We start from the raw sequence: 15,064 nt of genomic DNA, 5'->3' as shown, positions 1-15,064 counted from the left end.
TTTACAGCTCAATGACAATTTTCTTATGCTTAACTTCATAGGCCTCGTAGGTGACCCCAACCATATCGAACATTCTTTTGGAGGCAATGACCGCGTCGGTATCTGCGTATTTATCCTCCATATAAATAACTTTTTGAATTCCCGACTGAATGATGGCTTTGGCGCATTCATTACAGGGAAAAAGGGTTGCGTAAAGGGTCGCTCCTTTCAGAGAACGACCGCCGTTATTCAAAATAGCGTTAAATTCAGCATGACAGACGTAAAGATATTTTGTCTCAAGGGGCTCGCCTTCCCGCTCCCAGGGCATCTCGTCATCATGACAGCCTGTGGGCATTCCATTATAGCCCATGGTTAAAATTTTGTTGTCCGGGCTTACAATACAGGCTCCTACCTGTGTTCCAGGGTCCTTGCTTCTTTTGGCTGCCAGCAGGGCGATCCCCATGAAGTATTCATCCCAGGACAAATAATCTTCTCTTTTCATTCTCTTTCCTCCTCATCCTGTCCTTTATAAATTTGCTTGCACAGCGCACAGCCTGTCGGCGTTGCGGCCATGCCCCCAAGGGCTGTCTCCCGCAGCTCTGGCGGCAGCCGCCTTCCGACCTGCAGCATGGCGCTGACTGCCTCGTCAAAGGGAACAAGGCTTTCCACGCCGCTCAATGCGATCTCTGCGCTGATAATGGCATTGGAAGCCCCGATGGCGTTCCGCTTCTGACACGGCGCTTCCACCAATCCTGCAATAGGGTCACAAACCAGTCCCAGCAGATTTGAAAGAGCGTTTGCGGCCGCACCCAGGCACATCTGCGGGGTTCCGCCAAAGAGCTCGGTCAGCGCGCTGGCCGCCATGGCGCTGGCCGCACCGACCTCGGCCTGACAGCCGCCTTCTGCTCCAGCAACGGTTGCGTTCCGTGAAATAATATAGCCGATAGCCCCCGCGTTGAATAATGCTTTTTCCATCTCGGTATCCCTAAAGCCGTGTTCCTCCTGAACGGCCATGAAAACTCCAGGCAGTACGCCGGAGGAGCCAGCAGTAGGCGCCGCAACGATCAGCCCCATGGAGGCGTTCACTTCAAGCACGCCCATGGCATAGGCGATGGCTTTAGCGGTCAGAGGACCACTGATGCTTTTGCCTGCCTGGCGGCGCGCGTTAAGCTTCCGAGCCTCACCGCCGATAAGTCCGCCGACAGAGGTCAGCTCTTCCTCAAGGGAGGTTCTGACCGCGTCCTTCATAATTTCCCAGGCGTGATGCATCCGGGCTTCTGTTTCTTCAGGCGTGTTTTCCAGATAGGTCGTTTCTCTTCTGAACATGGCCTCTGAAATCGGACACTGATGGCGGTGACAGCTTTTTAACAGGGTACTTCCATTTGTAAAATTCATCGCTTTCCTCCTACAGCTCGATGCGCGTAGCGATGATAATATTCTCGGACGCCTCGATGGCTGCGATGACCTCGCCCGTGATCTCTTCGTCGGTTTCGATAATTGTATAAGCGATTTCGCCTTTCTTTTCTCGATAGAGCTTGGTAAAAGCGATATTGATCTGGCAGTCGCTCAGGCATCTGGTTATATGAGCCAGCACGCCGGGCTTATCCCTCTGCTTGACCAGAATAGTGTTATATTCGCCGGAAAGGGCAATCTCGACACCGTTGATTTCCCGGATCACTGCGGCTCCGCCGCCTATGGACTCTCCGACGACAACAGTGGTCTGTCCCTCTATATCGGTGATAGTAATGGCTACAGTATTGGGATGGATATCCTTTTTCTCGGTATTAGCAATAAAACGGTATTCAAGCCCTTCTTTTCTGGCATACTCAAAGGAATCCCGAATACGGTAGTCCTCGGTGCCAAAGCCTAAAATTCCAGCCACCAGGGCCTTGTCTGTGCCATGTCCGCGGTAGGTTCTGGCAAAGGAACCATAGAGCACAAAATCTACCTTTCGGATGGTCCCCTTGACCATTTTGCGGGCCAGAAGTGCGATTCTTAAAGCTCCTGCGGTATGGGAGCTGGAAGGCCCGATCATATTTGGCCCGATAATATCAAATACGGATAGTTCTTTCAATAGTTTCCCCTTTAACTTTTATATGTTTTTCCAAATAAGTTTACTCTTTATTTTAATGGATTCTATACTTTTTATCAAGCCGCAGCTTCTGCGCATTTTTGTGAATCGGAACATTTTGTTCTGGCAGGTCTGTTTTTTGAGCCTTCACACTTTCCGGCAATGGTGCCGGAGGGCTGCTCTGATCTTTTTCCAATATATTTTTTATATCGGTCAAAAGGTCAATTTCCGTCACTGCATCCTGCTGATCTTGATTCTGCTCTTTGCGGCTGATCTTCCGAATGGCTTTTGTCACAATATAAATGGACAGCGCTATAATAAAAAAATCAATGACATTCTGCAAAAAATCCCCATAAGAGATCACAAGCTCTGGCCGGATAATTTTATCGCCCTCAAGGGTTGCCGGATGCAGCACCAGTTTCAGCGTCTTAAAATCAATGCCTGCTGTCAGATAGCCAAAAAAGGGCATGAGAATATCGCTGACTACCGAGGATACTACCTTATTAAAAGAGTTACCAATGACCACGCCGATGGCCAGGCTAAGGATATTTCCCTTAAACGCAAATTTTTTAAAATCATCAAACACAAAGCTGCCTCCCTTCATCTTATATTTATTACCCCTTTTTCAAAAAATAAAAAAAGAAAGCCTGAGCTTTCCGAGCGAACGTTTAAGCCGTCAGACTTTCTAATGTGGATTTCACATAGCATTTTTTAGCAGACTGTCCGCTTGGAAGCGCATTGATTATCGCATCTTCAAAGCCCGCCTGCTTCACTTCATTAAGTGTCAGATTTGTTTCTTCCATTGTCGTTTTTAACAGGGCAATGACGGTTTCTTTCTCTGTTTTCATTTTTTCTGCCTTTGCACAGGCCATCAAAAACAAAGATCTTCCTCTTCTGTCGATACGGTCTGAATAGGCATGTCTTGCGAGAGACATTGCTTTCCGCATCATTTCTGTACTATATAGCATGATTTTAGCACTCCTTTCTTTTTATATTTCTATTATATATATTTACCCAACAGGTGTCATTAGAAACATGTTAAGATGTGTGCTCAATCACATTAAATCAGAAAGGCTTAAGCATTTACAGCCACAGCGTTTCTCCGGTACTGGATAAAAAAGAAAATACCAGCGCCGATTAAGGATGCCCCCAGCCCGGTATAGAAAGTACCGAGATAGAGCGGCGGGATTAAATGTGACATTCTTAAGGTTACCCCAAAAGTAATCATAAAAATCATAATCAGATAGCTCTTTTTATCAAAAAAGCGGTAAAACGGTATTTTCTCGTCTCCGTAATTCATAATACGCGCGCTGTGCTTAACCACCATTTTATAAAAAACAAATTTAAAAAACAGGCCAAATACCACCACCGAAAACAACAGGGGCAACACCGGGCTTTGCCAGTTTGCAATCATATCTGGTGTGCCGATACGCATAATGTTAAAGCCTGCGATAAACCAGACGGCACCGGCCAGTACCAGCAGCGTCAGCTTATCAACTTTTGGAATTATTTTTTTCATTTGATTGATCCTTTCTTTATTCGCGATAGAGCACCTGCTCCAGCATCTGGGTTAAAAAGCAGCATTCCTTTTCCCTTTTTCCCATAAGGAGCAGTAAATTGTCAAAAACAAAATCAATGAGCCCTGTTTTTGTGAACTGATCATTCCAGACGTCCTGTCTTATGGCATCGTCGTTCTCCAGAACCTTCAGCAGCCCTTTTTTGATATGCTCAAAATGCCGTGCTTCCTGCTCCTTACCGCTCTGGCCCAGATCAAGCCTGGTAATTTCTTCCAGCCAGCTTTCATAAACTTCCTGCACATTGCAATACAGACGCTCATAGACGCCTTTTATAAAAAGGCAAAAATTCTTTTCTTTAAATAAATCGTCTCCCACGCCATGAAAGGCGGACCGCCAAAAGTCTTCAATAACTGCAATCATCAGCTCACTTTTGGTCGGAAAGTAATTATATATTGCTCCGACAGAGATGCCGCATACAGTGGCAATCCGCCGTATACTGATTTTAGATAGGCTTTCTGCCAGCGCGATTTCCCGGGCAGCCGTCACCAGCGCTTCCCTGGACGTTACGTTTGTATTCATTGTTTCCTCCAAAATGAACGTTGTTCATTTTATAATATTAAATCTTTTTTGCAAGTTTGTCAATCTTTTAAAGCGGAATTATTTTAATTTAATATTTTATAAATAATCCAGCATCTGCAGCGCCTCTGCCAAAGCCCACTATCGCTGCTTTAATTAAACTGACCCTATATTGCTTTTCTGTTTAAAGCTCACAATGCGGGTATATAGAATATTAACAAAATTTAAGAATATTCTGACAGAAAGGAGCACTCATAATGAAAAATCTTGATGAATTAAAAGAAAGAACACAGGAAATAAACAATAAAGCCAGCCAGAAAGCAAAGAAAGCGGTCGATAAGGTGAACGAAAGTGTGGAAAAGGCTGCCAATAAAATAAATGAAGCGGCTGAAAATATGGTGGATAAGCTGAATGAAGCGGCCGATAAGGCCAAAGACTCGGTTGAGGAGTCCAGAAAAAAGGTTCAGAGCAACTCTGAAGAAATGGCTTCTAAAGCAAAAACCAAAGCTGATGAAACGATTGACAGGCTAAAGCATAAGACTGACGAGACCGCCGATGCAGCCAAGGATAAGACAGATGCGGCCGCCGACAAACTCAAGGACCAGCAAACCCATTAAGCCATTTGAGCCCATATTCTAAGACCTCTTAAGTAATAAAAAAGCTACCGCCTAGAACACAGCGCTAGCTTTTTTACATGACGATTTTTTGTCAAGGCTTAATATAAGCATAGCCCTCTTCCTGCTTCTGGGCTAACTCAATGACCCCTGCGGGGACAACAGTAACGAAATCGCACAGGTCTTCTTTTGAAAGCTGATGAGCCTTCAACGCGTTTTGACAGGCAGCAATGCACACCTTTCCGTCTGCCAGCTTTTGCAGGCTTTGGTATAGCGGCTCATCAATACGCCTGCGAACCAACCCGGCCACAGCTTCGCCGTTCACCACAATCTCGGCCTCAAGGGTAAGCTTGTTATCCTGAATATACTTAACGGCATTGGCAGCATTGGTTGCCGCCATGCTTAACCGGTCTGTATCATCAACATGAAACAGTATTTTCATTTTAAAACACTTCCTTTAATGGTTTTTCTTAATTATACCCGAATCATCCCTTGCCTATCTGGTCCCGCATAAGCTTTAATCTTCCTTTTGGATTTCTGCTGCCGCTTGCTTTTTCCGTTTAACCAAAACTGTGGTGCAATTTGGGCAGCGCACTGCTTTTTCGGGTATTTCAGTATAGCAGTAAGGACAGGTTTTTGTTTTTTCTTCATCCACCTCGCTGTCCTTTGTTTTTCTGAGGCCTGCCAGCTTGTTCATGCCCTTGACCATTAAAAAAATGACGAAGGCCATGATAATGAAATTAATAACCGCTGTTACAAAGGCGCCATACCGGATACTGGCATCACCAATATTAATTGCAAGATTACTGAAATCAACACCGCCAAAAAGGCCAAGAACTGGCGAAATAATGTCCCCGGTCAATGAGCTGATAATTCCCTGAAAGGCTGCGCCCATAATCACCGCGACAGCCAGTTCCATCACATTGCCTCTGAGCGCAAACTCTTTGAATTCTTTGAGTAAATTTTTCATCGATACAATCCTTCCCTAAGTTATTTTAATAAATATATCCAACTTACAGAAAAAAACAACATTTTTTGTCAACTTTTTAAAACCAGTGGTTCCGCTTAAAATAGATAACTGAGGCAATGATCACTCCGGCGCTCAGAATAATAACCATAGGGTAGCCGTAAAGGCTCTGATACTCCGGCATATTAAAATTCATACCATACCAGCCTGCAATCAGGCTGAGCGGAAAAAAGATGGTGGTGATAACCGTAAATAGTTTCATTGTTGTATTGAGGTTTATGTCGACCTCGGCCTGATAAGCCTCCCGTATCTGAGTCACATATTCGATGAGCGAGAGCACGTTGTTATAAAGGCGGTCCACTTTCCCCGACAAAATTCGCAGCAGTTTTAAAGACTGATGATCAAAAAGCTTATTTTCATTTAAATCAATATACTTAAAAACAACATTGACCTGTTCATAATATCTTTTCAGCAGTACCAATTTTTTTCTGTAGCCGATAATATTATTCACATAGTTTTTATTTCTTTTGTCATTGATGATCTTTTTCTCAAGCACCATAATTTTCTCTTCAAATTTATCCAGGTAACTGTTATCGTCCTCCAGGAGCTTATCAAAAAGATAAAACAGCAGCCGTCCGAAACTCACCTCGAGCTTATCGTACACTGAAATCTGCTCAAGAATTCTGCTGACAAATGCCATATCCTCACAGACAATCAAAAAAGCGTTTTCCTGGATAAACAGATGCATTGTGGGGACATCCAGCTTCATTACCGCCAGATCGACCACGGCAATGCAGAGCATATCCAGATGGTCGTAGCTTTCAAAGCGAATCGAGTCATTGGACAGCGTCCGATTTAAAAACCCGGCATGAAGTCCAAATTTATCCCCCTGCCCGCTGGCCTCCTCATATGTGTAGACACCAATATATTTCTTATCCGGCTCCAGCGCCGTTTTTTCCTCTGCACGGTGAATTCCCGATTTTTCCATCAAATATAACATTTCACAATCCATTCCTAATCCTGTATTTTATGGGAGATTAATCATCAGCACTCCGTAGGCCCGCTCGTTAACCCAAACGGACAGCGAGGCCTGCGAAACCCTGAAAACGCCGTAGCCCTCTGCATCTATGACAACCGGCTCCGAAAAATGGCGGGTACAGTCTCTGAAAGACTGACCTGCAAAGGTGGCTCCAAGATACATACGCTTTTCACCTTCCGGTCCGTTGGAGAGTAAAACTCCAATACCAGAATCCGGATGCTCGACGTCCCCTTCTCTTGTCCATCCCACAATATTCGCATCGTCAAAATAATCGTGCTGTTGTCCGTAGGCGTAAAGGCTCCGGACCCTCAAAAGCATTTCCAATCCAATGACTGCCGGCAGGTTATCGTGGGGCATGCCGTAATAATCCCCATAAAAAATACAGGGATAACCGCCTTCCCGCAGCAGGATCACCGCGTAGGCCTGGGGCTTAAACCATTCCTGAACCCAGGACTCCAGAGACTGTCCTGGCTGGGTATCGTGGTTATCCACAAAGGTTACCGCTTTATCCGGAAAAGTGGTGACCAGCGTGTTTTCCAGAAGACTGCCCATATCAAAGGCCTGTCCCTCACAGGAGGCCTGATGAAATTTAAAATGCAGAGGCACGTCAAAGAGCGACATGCTCCAGTTGCAGACCTTAAAATAATGCTCCAGCGTTTCGACCTCCGCACTCCAGTATTCGCCCACTGAAAAAAGCTCCCTGCCGCTTGCCTCTCTGAGATAGGAGAGCCATTCATCAAAAAACTCAAAACGAATATGCTTGACCGCATCTAGACGGAAACCGTCCATATTGGCGGTTTCGAGGTACCATTTTCCCCACCGCTTCAGCTCCTCGACCACCTCGCGGTTGGTCATATCAACATCTGCGCCCATCAGGTAGTCATAATTGCCGTTTTCCGGATCGACCTCGCTGTCCCAGCCCTTGTCATGGAACCGGTAAATACCGCCGCTGTTGCTTTTATTATCCCAGTCTGTTCCGTCAAAATAACGCCAGTTCCAGGTGAAATCCGAGTATTTTCCATCTCTTCCCGGAAAGGTAAACCTGGTCCAGGCTGTGATAACGCTCTTTTCACCGATTTGCTCGTTACGGTCTGTTTCCTTACTCTGGATCGCTTCTGTTTCCTCACATTCATCCGCGCCAATCCGGTGGTTTAATACAATATCGGCTAAAACCTGAATTCCCTCATTGTGAAAGGCGTCAATAGCCATCAGGTACTCTTCGCGGGTGCCGTATTTGGTGGCAACATCCCCCTTTTGATCAAATTCTCCAAGGTCGTATGTATCGTAAACCGCATAGCCCACATCGTAAATACCATCCGCTCCCTTATAGGCAGGCGGCAGCCATACAGCAGTGATTCCAGCTTTTTTCAGATTTCCCGCCTGAGCGGCACAACGCTTCCATAACAGCTTATCCGCCGGGAGGTACCATTCAAAATACTGCATCATTGTTCCGTTATTCATTTTATCACCTTCTCATAACGATTATAGGTTTGAGCTTTTATTATATCATGCAGAGATTATAAAAACATTAAACCACAATGAAAACGACGCCACATTTTAATAAAATAAAAGACACGCCCTCAGACGTGCCCGGATTTGCTTAATCGTGTTTATTCAACATCCGCCGCTGCATCGGGCTTCGGTGATTCCGAATCAATACATCCCTGCGGAAATTCGGCGGAGCAAATGGTTTCCTCGTAGATATACTCACCGCACTTACCTGTGTTGTCGGCTGTCAAGGCGGCACCTCTTTTATCTTTTAAAAATGCGCTTGTATCCTTTTCCATCATAAATACCTCCTTTTAGTGTTATCTAGTTTTTACCCAAAGACATGGTGAAAATAACACTTCTCCCTAAATTTCAGAAAAGGAGAAAATCAATGGTTCAATGTTGTATTTTTTTATTTGAACAAGTATAATAGCACTGAGCCAAAACGTTCAACTAACAAAAGAAAAGGAGAAAAATATGGGCTTTCAATTTGGTAAGAGAGGCTATACCTTTGGTGTAATAGCCATTATTCTGTGGGCGCTTAATATTCTGCTGACCTTTAAAAACAACACTAACCCTGTTTCGCTTGTTTTAAGTGGTCTGATTATCGTCTGCGGCGCTGTGGCCTTTTTTATGGGGAAAAAAGAACTGGCGGCGGACCCGAAAAACGATAATGCCAAAACCGGACGGACCATTGGTCTTATGGTGGTTGTTTTTAAATTTGCCAGTCTGCTGTTTTTTATATTCGGCGGTGGACGTCTTTTCTAATTACCTTATGCCTGGATTACCAGGCTTTTTTTAATACAAAAAGAAGCTCCCACCAAAAAAGCGGAAGCCCCAGAGAGAAATGAAAAGTTTTCTGGTGTCTGCTTTATTATAGCTGCTTTCTGACCAGAGCACCAGTTAAAAGCTTGTTAAATTATATAGAAGTTAAGCTTTCGATCGCGTCATCTGAGCAGCCCAATGCTTTCAGCACTGCTTCGGTGTGATAACCGACCGGATAACCGCCGAACCGGTATTGGGCGGGGCTTTCGGACAGCTTGACTGCAGTGCCGTACTGGGGGACCTTCTTACCATCCGACAGCGGCAGCTCTACCTCTACCACCATTTCACGCGCGCGAATATGCACGTCCTCCAACAGAGCCTCCTGTACTGAGAGCACTGGCTCCACACACACATCGCGGCCGTCAAAAACAGCCATCCACTCATCTCTTGTTTTTTCCTTGAGAATCCCCCTTATGACCTCCTTGACTGCCTTTACGTCCTCTGGCCACACCGATCCCTCGATCAAATCCTCACGCCCGATGCAATGGCAAAACTCTGCCCAGAATTTTGGCTCAAGAGCGCCAACACTCAGGTATTGCCCATCTTTTGTCTCATAAAAATCATATATACAGCCCCCATTCAGGCGCTCGCCTTCCCGCTTCGGAACTTTTCCAGCTGCCAGAAAGGCAGTGCCGTCCATACCATTAAAGGGAATAAGGCCGTCCAGCATGGCAATATCCACACGCTGTCCTTTCCCCGTCCGATTCCGGTACTGGACCGCTGCCAAAATTCCAATGACTGAATTCATCGAGCCAACCGCCACATCCGCAACCTGCATATTGGTCAGGACTGGTCCTGTTTCTGCACGTCCGGCCTGGGCCATGTTTCCGCTTCTTGCCAGGTAATTAATATCATGTCCAGCCCTATGGCTCAGAGGCCCTGTCTGTCCATAGCCAGTTAAGGAGCAGTAGATCAGGCGCGGGTTGATCTCGGCAAGGGCTTCATAGCCCAGCCCCAGTTTCTCCATAACCCCAGGTCTGAACTGCTCCATCACAATATCGTATTCCATGATCAGCTTTTTGACGACTTCTACGGCTCCGGGCTTTTTCAAATTCAGCAGCATGGTCTTTTTATTGCGCCCAAGCCAAGTCTGGTTCGCCGATACAGTGGTCCCCTCAATAAAAGGCGGATAGTCCAATACAATATCCGGCTTGCCCGGCCCGCTTATTTTCAGTACCTCTGCCCCCAGGTCTGCCAGCATGGTTGTAGCGAAAGGACCCGGCAAAAGGGTTGAAAAATCCAGTATTTTCAATCCCTCCAGAGCACCTTCTTCTCTTTTATCGGTCATTGTATAATTCCCTCCCATTTTTTAGCTTCATTTTAACAGAATGACTGCCATTATGCAAAAAAACAAAAATGCCTCCGGCGGACCGGAGACAAAAAATGAGGGGAAAAGAATTGTTCAATTCTTTTCAGTCGCTTTTGCGTTTAAAGACAAAAGCTCTTTGGAATTCCTCATTATTTTATTCTTTTAATGCTAAAGTTTCAATGTATTTTGCCTCTGTTTACTGCTAAAATCTTGACAGAAAAAGAGGCTGGCGACCGTAAAATAGGCCACTATTTTTTGCTATATTTGTTTCAACATTCCAAAAGAGTAAATTTTTGCCTTTTTTTATTCTTTTTCGCTCATCGCTTTAGAGAATTAAAAGAACAAAGCAACTTATTTTCATCTTTACTCTCTCATATTCTAAATAAAGCCGATTTTTCTTAAAAGTTTATTGGCATCTTGCTGAATGGTTGCTAAGAGTGTTATTCATTATGCCCTTTGGATATATTTGTTCTATACAAAATACAAACACCTTTAATCTTGAAAGGAGTGATTTCTATGATGTCAGAACTCGTAAATCCTGGTACAGACAATCAGGCACCAGGTACCTATAAGGAAGTAGGCCCACGCGGCGGTGAAATTAAAAACGGCCGTGTCGTCACAATCGCCAAGGGCGACCGCCTTCCCCCTACTCAGGAAGCCGGCCATAAATGGAAAAAGCAATAATTTTCAAGCCACTGCCTGTCAGTGGCTTTTTCTATACTCGCATGTTATAATGAGCAAAAAGGGCGTGAATTCTATGTCAATGCATTTTGTCAGCTCTACCCTGGTCGATTCCATCGGGTACCACAATGGGAATCTGTATATCCAGTTTAAAAACGGTAATCTATACGAATATTTTAATGTCCCTTTCCGTCATTACCAGGGCATGCTGGCCGCGGAATCTGTCGGCAAATATTACGGAAGGTACATCCGTGGGCAGTATCCCCGCAAAAAGATCGCCTACAGCCTATAGACAGCAGGTCATCAAATTGGCTGGGGCGTATTGTTCTCCGATTTTAAAGAATTTTTCATAGACACCGATGGTTCTAAAACCAAACTTCTCATAAAGGTGGACAGCAGTCTTATTATCTAACCGGACCTCCAGCTCAACGATCTCACAGCTTGTGCTCTCCTTTGCAAAATCCATTAGGGCCTGCATCATTTTTGTAGCAATTCCCTGGTTCCAGTACGGTTTCCGAACCGTCAAACCCAGCTCTCCCCGATGGCGGATACGCGGTTTATTATAGGCTGTAATCGAGCCCAGAGCCACGATTTCATCATTAATTTTTCCAACATATATGACTGATCCCTCGTCTTTTCTTGTTTTTTGGATAAAAGCCTCCTGGGCTTCCAGTGTCATGCCAGAGCCTTCTCTGCCAAAGGTTAAATTGTCGCTCTCAGCGCCGATTGCATCGCGATATTTTAAGAGCGCCTCTACGTCCTTCTTCTCAGCCTGCACAATGGTTAGATCCTCTATTCTGTACACCTCCTCTTTTAAATTTCCAGCACTATATTATAATCTAAATTCCATTTTTTAACAACAGAAAAATCCCCGGTTCGCAAGGAGCTGGGGATTTTAAAAAAGGAAAAGTTGGGGGAGTAAGTTTTATTAATTTAAGTAAGAGGTATGTGTGTTCAAAACTAATTATACCCCTGTCAGCATATTTTAATCATATCTGAAATCTAAATAATTATATTTTTCTTCTTTTTAAAATGAACGCTCTCTTCTGGCGTCAGCTTATCGACTTCTTTCAGCATTTCCTCGAGAATATTATCAATCAGCCCGTCCACGTAAAAAATATCCAGATTGCGTCGCTTTTCTTCCGGTGTTATTTTCATTCTTTCTCCTTTTATCTAAAAATCCTGTTCTGGCCTATCTCAGACATACTGGTAAACAAGATGAACATAGAACATATTTCCGTATTTATAGCGCCAGCCCCCGTTTGCTTTCAGGGCGATGGGGTTTAAATAGGTCACTTCTTCGCCGCCGGATTTCTGTCTGGCGTATTCCTCTGCCAGCTCTATGGTGTAGATACCTCCGTTTTCCGCGATAAAGTCCAGAAATTCGTCACCGAAATTGTAGGCCTGCACGACGGTGTTAAAATCACAGCCCTTTTCCGCAGCAAGTCTCAACAGCTTTGCAAAATAGCGGCATCCCTGGTTGATGGACTCTTCTGTCTCCAGGCTGTTCGGCGGCAGCCCCAGTGATTCGCTGGACTGCATTACATCCTCATGGTTGCCTCCGGATTCTACCTGCATGACCGCCAGCAGATAATCCGTGTATTCTTCTATCCCATACTCGGCAGCGTACTGCGCGACCACTGGTCTGTACTCAACAACCGCTGACGAAAGTCCCTCTTCCTGAGATTTGTCATTGTTTTTATTTCCCCTTCCAGCCATAAAGCTGCAGTTAAGAAGAAGGATCCCTGTGATCACCACGATTCCCCAGATAAGCGGCCTGAACCGTTTTTTCTTTCTGGAACGCCTTCTTTTCTTCATAAATTTAAAGTCCCTTTCAAAATAATGTTCAGACACTATTCTAATCTTTAAATCTTATATAAGAATTAATTTAAGCCCTCTATTAAATGTAAATTTAATAAAATTGTGCTGAACCATTTATCCCCAGGCACCGGGTACAAATAAAAAAGCCCGTCCCCCAATCAGACACTGGGTTTCAGGCATCTTTTTTACTATACTGGAGCGGAAGACGGGATTCGCAGTATTTACTTTTATTGGTGGTTTTTTACGTTATATAGTGTTACCAATTTTAAGAAAGCACAATATAATGTGATTGTTTGTTTTTTGGTGATCTCTATTATAATTCTATAGGGGGCAAAAAAGGGGGCAACATAATTATTCAAATTTTGTGCATATACAGTATAGCATATAAAAACACTAAAAGACACTATAAAATGTCTAATATTTTCTTTTACACTAATCAATCAAATTAACCCTCTTCTTAAACTCCCGTACAACTTCTTCAACCGTTAACCCTTGAAGCTGTTCCTGCGTCTGCTGGATGATGCCATTTACAACCCCATCCTTGTAAAACACATCCAGGTAATAGCCTTTATATTCTTGTGCAATTTTCATCTCTATCCCCCGTTTTAATTTAAATATTTTAGATCGTTTAATATCTCTTCCTGCGATTCCTTTTCCTTGCTCTGCGGATCGAAAATAATAGCCGTCCATTGCTTTGTTCGGTTGTCGAAAAGTAGCTCCGCGTTTTTCTTGTCGGTTATTAGAAGATATCGAAGTCCAGGCGATCCGCAGCGAATAAATCCTTTCTTTACTTCCACAATCTCTTTAATCTCGTATTGCTTCCCATCGGCGTAGAAAGCTTTTGGAATGTACTTGGTGCACATCTTTAGCAGGTCGACTCTTACGTTATTGTACTTATGTCGCATAAAACCACCTCATTAAAGAACGTTTGTGTCTAAATTATAGAACGAACGTTTCAAAAAGACAAGCGAGTTAAATTCCTTCAATTTTTAGTATAATAAAACACCCAAACAATAAAAGCCCCCAATTCAACCAGGGGCTAAAAAATACCATAAAAATTTATGCTAATACGTTTTTTAGTTTTGTATTTTTATCTGTTGCTCTTTGATTAATGGATAAGAGACAAGGTTCTGGCTGTTGAGGTTTTCGTTATGCATGTCTACGCCTGTTATTTGGCTGTTTTCGTAAGTTTTATAGTAATAAACTCCCTTATCAATATTGCAACACGAGCTATAAATAGTTATTTCATACGTATCTTCAGCTAAACGAACACATCCGCGTTCCTGATTCACAGAGCCGAGGATGTGAAAAAATTGGCTGATGCTCTCGGATTCTGAAGTTCCAGAGACGGAATTTAGTTTAGTAAATACCGCTTTTACAAAGCGTGAGGAAGAAGAAAGGTCTCCAGGAATTCCAATACCTCCCATGCCGCGGCTATAAATATCTAAAGCTATTGCATTTGAAAAACGATTTTCGGGCACTTCTCTGGTGACATTTACATAATTATTTAGGTTGAACATCTGAATATCAAAAGTTGGGTTATTGGTTAAAATTCCTACAGGATTGTCATATATTTTCAGTCCTTCTTTTACGGATTCCACAGTTATCGATTCATTCCGGTCTGATATCATCCAGTGCAGGGGTGAAAGAGGTAATTTTTCACTAAAATTGATATTGATAAGATTGATTCTACCTAGAAGTTCTTTTACCTCTTCAATGGTCGAGCACTGCCCTAAAATCCAGGGAATAAACTCGAATGGGGTTACGTTATCTTTTCCCTCTGTTTCTTGTTTATAGTCCGCATTTTCTGGAAAATTCAGTCCTGCCATGCTTAGTCCCTTTTCGTTTGTGGCATCATAATACAAAGGATAATTATCCACAACGAAGGCCATACCAATCATAGCATAATGAGATTCCAGCGCTTTTACCTTTCTGAACTGAAACGGATAATTTCGCGGTGTTACTGTTACCGTTTCATTATAGGAAAATTCCAAATCAAGATTACGACCAAAATAATGATCTTTTGCTGTGTATGTCGCTGCCGTACACATTTTAGCACCTCCGGTTTATATAGATTCCAAATATACAATACCCAGAATTTTACTGCCCTAATCGCACATAAATTTTTTTTAAAAAAGCAAAAAAACTCCCGATCCAAAGACCGAGAGTTTAAAGTG

Annotated in this window: 23 protein-coding genes; 4 read left to right on the top strand and 19 right to left on the bottom strand. The window is 43.7% G+C overall.

Annotated features, from left to right (window positions below; all coding sequences use genetic code 11):
* Position 1 precedes the first annotated feature (1 nt).
* From DW091_RS06375 to DW091_RS06345, 7 genes are all read right to left on the bottom strand, one after another.
* Positions 2–481, bottom strand: a complete 480-nt coding sequence (locus tag DW091_RS06375; protein ID WP_096919299.1) for a dCMP deaminase family protein — start codon at positions 479–481, stop codon at positions 2–4.
* The gene (gene sdaAA / locus DW091_RS06370; RefSeq protein ID WP_058695185.1) at positions 478–1,374 is read right to left on the bottom strand and encodes an L-serine ammonia-lyase, iron-sulfur-dependent, subunit alpha; all 897 of its coding nucleotides are present in this window, start codon (positions 1,372–1,374) and stop codon (positions 478–480) included. The genes DW091_RS06375 and sdaAA overlap by 4 nt, the downstream gene beginning before the upstream one ends.
* Before the next feature lie 10 nt (positions 1,375–1,384).
* Positions 1,385–2,053, bottom strand: a complete 669-nt coding sequence (gene sdaAB, locus DW091_RS06365; protein ID WP_118517692.1) for an L-serine ammonia-lyase, iron-sulfur-dependent subunit beta — start codon at positions 2,051–2,053, stop codon at positions 1,385–1,387.
* Positions 2,054–2,105: 52 nt separating this feature from the next.
* The gene (gene mscL / locus DW091_RS06360; RefSeq protein ID WP_224168756.1) at positions 2,106–2,636 is read right to left on the bottom strand and encodes a large conductance mechanosensitive channel protein MscL; all 531 of its coding nucleotides are present in this window, start codon (positions 2,634–2,636) and stop codon (positions 2,106–2,108) included.
* An 82-nt stretch (positions 2,637–2,718) separates the two neighbouring features.
* Positions 2,719–3,018 (bottom strand): hypothetical protein, encoded by a 300-nt coding sequence (locus DW091_RS06355; protein WP_147365278.1) that lies wholly within the window; start codon positions 3,016–3,018, stop codon positions 2,719–2,721.
* Positions 3,019–3,125: 107 nt separating this feature from the next.
* Complete coding sequence (locus DW091_RS06350) at positions 3,126–3,569, bottom strand: hypothetical protein (RefSeq protein WP_118517689.1); 444 nt, start codon at positions 3,567–3,569, stop codon at positions 3,126–3,128.
* Between the two features lie 16 nt (positions 3,570–3,585).
* Positions 3,586–4,146 carry a TetR/AcrR family transcriptional regulator gene (locus tag DW091_RS06345; RefSeq protein ID WP_058695189.1) on the bottom strand — a complete coding sequence of 187 codons (561 nt, stop codon included), beginning with the start codon at positions 4,144–4,146 and terminating at the stop codon, positions 3,586–3,588.
* A 254-nt stretch (positions 4,147–4,400) separates the two neighbouring features.
* Between DW091_RS06345 and DW091_RS06340 the strand changes: the two genes are divergently transcribed.
* The gene (locus tag DW091_RS06340; RefSeq protein ID WP_118517688.1) at positions 4,401–4,760 is read left to right on the top strand and encodes a hypothetical protein; all 360 of its coding nucleotides are present in this window, start codon (positions 4,401–4,403) and stop codon (positions 4,758–4,760) included.
* Positions 4,761–4,851: 91 nt separating this feature from the next.
* Here DW091_RS06340 and DW091_RS06335 read toward each other — a convergent pair whose 3' ends face one another.
* The 5 genes from DW091_RS06335 to DW091_RS06315 all read right to left on the bottom strand — a co-directional run bounded on the left by DW091_RS06335 (position 4,852) and on the right by DW091_RS06315 (position 8,553).
* Complete coding sequence (locus DW091_RS06335; protein WP_118517687.1) at positions 4,852–5,199, bottom strand: DsrE family protein; 348 nt, start codon at positions 5,197–5,199, stop codon at positions 4,852–4,854.
* Between the two features lie 75 nt (positions 5,200–5,274).
* On the bottom strand, positions 5,275–5,727 hold the full coding sequence (gene mscL / locus DW091_RS06330) for a large conductance mechanosensitive channel protein MscL (protein WP_058695192.1): 453 nt from the start codon (positions 5,725–5,727) through the stop codon (positions 5,275–5,277).
* A gap of 76 nt (positions 5,728–5,803) precedes the next feature.
* Complete coding sequence (locus tag DW091_RS06325) at positions 5,804–6,712, bottom strand: CorA family divalent cation transporter (protein ID WP_158577847.1); 909 nt, start codon at positions 6,710–6,712, stop codon at positions 5,804–5,806.
* A 39-nt stretch (positions 6,713–6,751) separates the two neighbouring features.
* Positions 6,752–8,224, bottom strand: coding sequence for an alpha-amylase (locus DW091_RS06320; RefSeq protein ID WP_074618210.1), 1,473 nt, complete (start codon positions 8,222–8,224; stop codon positions 6,752–6,754).
* A 149-nt stretch (positions 8,225–8,373) separates the two neighbouring features.
* Positions 8,374–8,553 carry a hypothetical protein gene (locus tag DW091_RS06315; RefSeq protein ID WP_013379641.1) on the bottom strand — a complete coding sequence of 60 codons (180 nt, stop codon included), beginning with the start codon at positions 8,551–8,553 and terminating at the stop codon, positions 8,374–8,376.
* Positions 8,554–8,728: 175 nt separating this feature from the next.
* Here DW091_RS06315 and DW091_RS06310 point away from each other — a divergent pair, with 175 nt between their 5' ends.
* On the top strand, positions 8,729–9,019 hold the full coding sequence (locus tag DW091_RS06310) for a hypothetical protein (RefSeq protein ID WP_058695195.1): 291 nt from the start codon (positions 8,729–8,731) through the stop codon (positions 9,017–9,019).
* A 151-nt stretch (positions 9,020–9,170) separates the two neighbouring features.
* Here DW091_RS06310 and DW091_RS06305 read toward each other — a convergent pair whose 3' ends face one another.
* Positions 9,171–10,364, bottom strand: a complete 1,194-nt coding sequence (locus DW091_RS06305; RefSeq protein WP_074618209.1) for a CaiB/BaiF CoA-transferase family protein — start codon at positions 10,362–10,364, stop codon at positions 9,171–9,173.
* A 537-nt stretch (positions 10,365–10,901) separates the two neighbouring features.
* Here DW091_RS06305 and DW091_RS06300 point away from each other — a divergent pair.
* Both DW091_RS06300 and DW091_RS06295 read left to right on the top strand, forming a co-directional pair.
* The gene (locus DW091_RS06300) at positions 10,902–11,069 is read left to right on the top strand and encodes a YjzC family protein (RefSeq protein WP_013379637.1); all 168 of its coding nucleotides are present in this window, start codon (positions 10,902–10,904) and stop codon (positions 11,067–11,069) included.
* A gap of 79 nt (positions 11,070–11,148) precedes the next feature.
* Positions 11,149–11,358 (top strand): KTSC domain-containing protein, encoded by a 210-nt coding sequence (locus tag DW091_RS06295; protein ID WP_207665235.1) that lies wholly within the window; start codon positions 11,149–11,151, stop codon positions 11,356–11,358.
* Here DW091_RS06295 and DW091_RS06290 read toward each other — a convergent pair.
* The 6 genes from DW091_RS06290 to bsh all read right to left on the bottom strand — a co-directional run bounded on the left by DW091_RS06290 (position 11,353) and on the right by bsh (position 14,938).
* Entirely contained in the window at positions 11,353–11,871 is a 519-nt protein-coding gene (locus DW091_RS06290) for a GNAT family N-acetyltransferase (RefSeq protein WP_118517685.1), read from the bottom strand. The two genes, DW091_RS06295 and DW091_RS06290, sit on opposite strands and share 6 nt — an antisense overlap.
* Positions 11,872–12,068: 197 nt before the next feature.
* The gene (locus tag DW091_RS20085; protein WP_158501363.1) at positions 12,069–12,224 is read right to left on the bottom strand and encodes a hypothetical protein; all 156 of its coding nucleotides are present in this window, start codon (positions 12,222–12,224) and stop codon (positions 12,069–12,071) included.
* A 39-nt stretch (positions 12,225–12,263) separates the two neighbouring features.
* Positions 12,264–12,884: a lysozyme family protein gene (locus tag DW091_RS06285; RefSeq protein WP_279219877.1), complete on the bottom strand. Its 621-nt coding sequence runs from the start codon at positions 12,882–12,884 to the stop codon at positions 12,264–12,266.
* 435 nt (positions 12,885–13,319) lie between these two features.
* Positions 13,320–13,478, bottom strand: a complete 159-nt coding sequence (locus DW091_RS20295; RefSeq protein ID WP_187368459.1) for a hypothetical protein — start codon at positions 13,476–13,478, stop codon at positions 13,320–13,322.
* 14 nt (positions 13,479–13,492) lie between these two features.
* A complete protein-coding gene (locus tag DW091_RS06280; RefSeq protein WP_118517684.1) occupies positions 13,493–13,792 on the bottom strand; it encodes a hypothetical protein in 300 nt (99 codons plus the stop codon).
* Between the two features lie 171 nt (positions 13,793–13,963).
* A complete protein-coding gene (gene bsh / locus DW091_RS06275; RefSeq protein ID WP_118517683.1) occupies positions 13,964–14,938 on the bottom strand; it encodes a choloylglycine hydrolase in 975 nt (324 codons plus the stop codon).
* Positions 14,939–15,064 lie beyond the last annotated feature (126 nt).

Source organism: Eubacterium sp. AM05-23 (assembly GCF_003477535.1).
Classification (GTDB): domain Bacteria; phylum Bacillota; class Clostridia; order Eubacteriales; family Eubacteriaceae; genus Eubacterium; species Eubacterium maltosivorans.
Note: the sequence above shows the minus strand (reverse complement) of the source record. Positions and strands in the feature narration are given on the sequence as shown.

Coding starts and splice junctions, on each gene's coding strand:
- DW091_RS06375 (WP_096919299.1), bottom strand. CDS start 481: ATGAAAAGAGAAGATTATTTGTCCTGGGATGAATACTTCATGGGGATC.
- sdaAA (WP_058695185.1), bottom strand. CDS start 1,374: ATGAATTTTACAAATGGAAGTACCCTGTTAAAAAGCTGTCACCGCCAT.
- DW091_RS06355 (WP_147365278.1), bottom strand. CDS start 3,018: ATGCTATATAGTACAGAAATGATGCGGAAAGCAATGTCTCTCGCAAGA.
- DW091_RS06350 (WP_118517689.1), bottom strand. CDS start 3,569: ATGAAAAAAATAATTCCAAAAGTTGATAAGCTGACGCTGCTGGTACTG.
- DW091_RS06345 (WP_058695189.1), bottom strand. CDS start 4,146: ATGAATACAAACGTAACGTCCAGGGAAGCGCTGGTGACGGCTGCCCGG.
- DW091_RS06340 (WP_118517688.1), top strand. CDS start 4,401: ATGAAAAATCTTGATGAATTAAAAGAAAGAACACAGGAAATAAACAAT.
- DW091_RS06335 (WP_118517687.1), bottom strand. CDS start 5,199: ATGAAAATACTGTTTCATGTTGATGATACAGACCGGTTAAGCATGGCG.
- mscL (WP_058695192.1), bottom strand. CDS start 5,727: ATGAAAAATTTACTCAAAGAATTCAAAGAGTTTGCGCTCAGAGGCAAT.
- DW091_RS06325 (WP_158577847.1), bottom strand. CDS start 6,712: ATGGAAAAATCGGGAATTCACCGTGCAGAGGAAAAAACGGCGCTGGAG.
- DW091_RS06320 (WP_074618210.1), bottom strand. CDS start 8,224: ATGAATAACGGAACAATGATGCAGTATTTTGAATGGTACCTCCCGGCG.
- DW091_RS06315 (WP_013379641.1), bottom strand. CDS start 8,553: ATGATGGAAAAGGATACAAGCGCATTTTTAAAAGATAAAAGAGGTGCC.
- DW091_RS06310 (WP_058695195.1), top strand. CDS start 8,729: ATGGGCTTTCAATTTGGTAAGAGAGGCTATACCTTTGGTGTAATAGCC.
- DW091_RS06305 (WP_074618209.1), bottom strand. CDS start 10,364: ATGACCGATAAAAGAGAAGAAGGTGCTCTGGAGGGATTGAAAATACTG.
- DW091_RS06300 (WP_013379637.1), top strand. CDS start 10,902: ATGATGTCAGAACTCGTAAATCCTGGTACAGACAATCAGGCACCAGGT.
- DW091_RS06295 (WP_207665235.1), top strand. CDS start 11,149: ATGCATTTTGTCAGCTCTACCCTGGTCGATTCCATCGGGTACCACAAT.
- DW091_RS20085 (WP_158501363.1), bottom strand. CDS start 12,224: ATGAAAATAACACCGGAAGAAAAGCGACGCAATCTGGATATTTTTTAC.
- DW091_RS06285 (WP_279219877.1), bottom strand. CDS start 12,884: ATGAAGAAAAGAAGGCGTTCCAGAAAGAAAAAACGGTTCAGGCCGCTT.
- DW091_RS20295 (WP_187368459.1), bottom strand. CDS start 13,478: ATGAAAATTGCACAAGAATATAAAGGCTATTACCTGGATGTGTTTTAC.
- DW091_RS06280 (WP_118517684.1), bottom strand. CDS start 13,792: ATGCGACATAAGTACAATAACGTAAGAGTCGACCTGCTAAAGATGTGC.
- bsh (WP_118517683.1), bottom strand. CDS start 14,938: ATGTGTACGGCAGCGACATACACAGCAAAAGATCATTATTTTGGTCGT.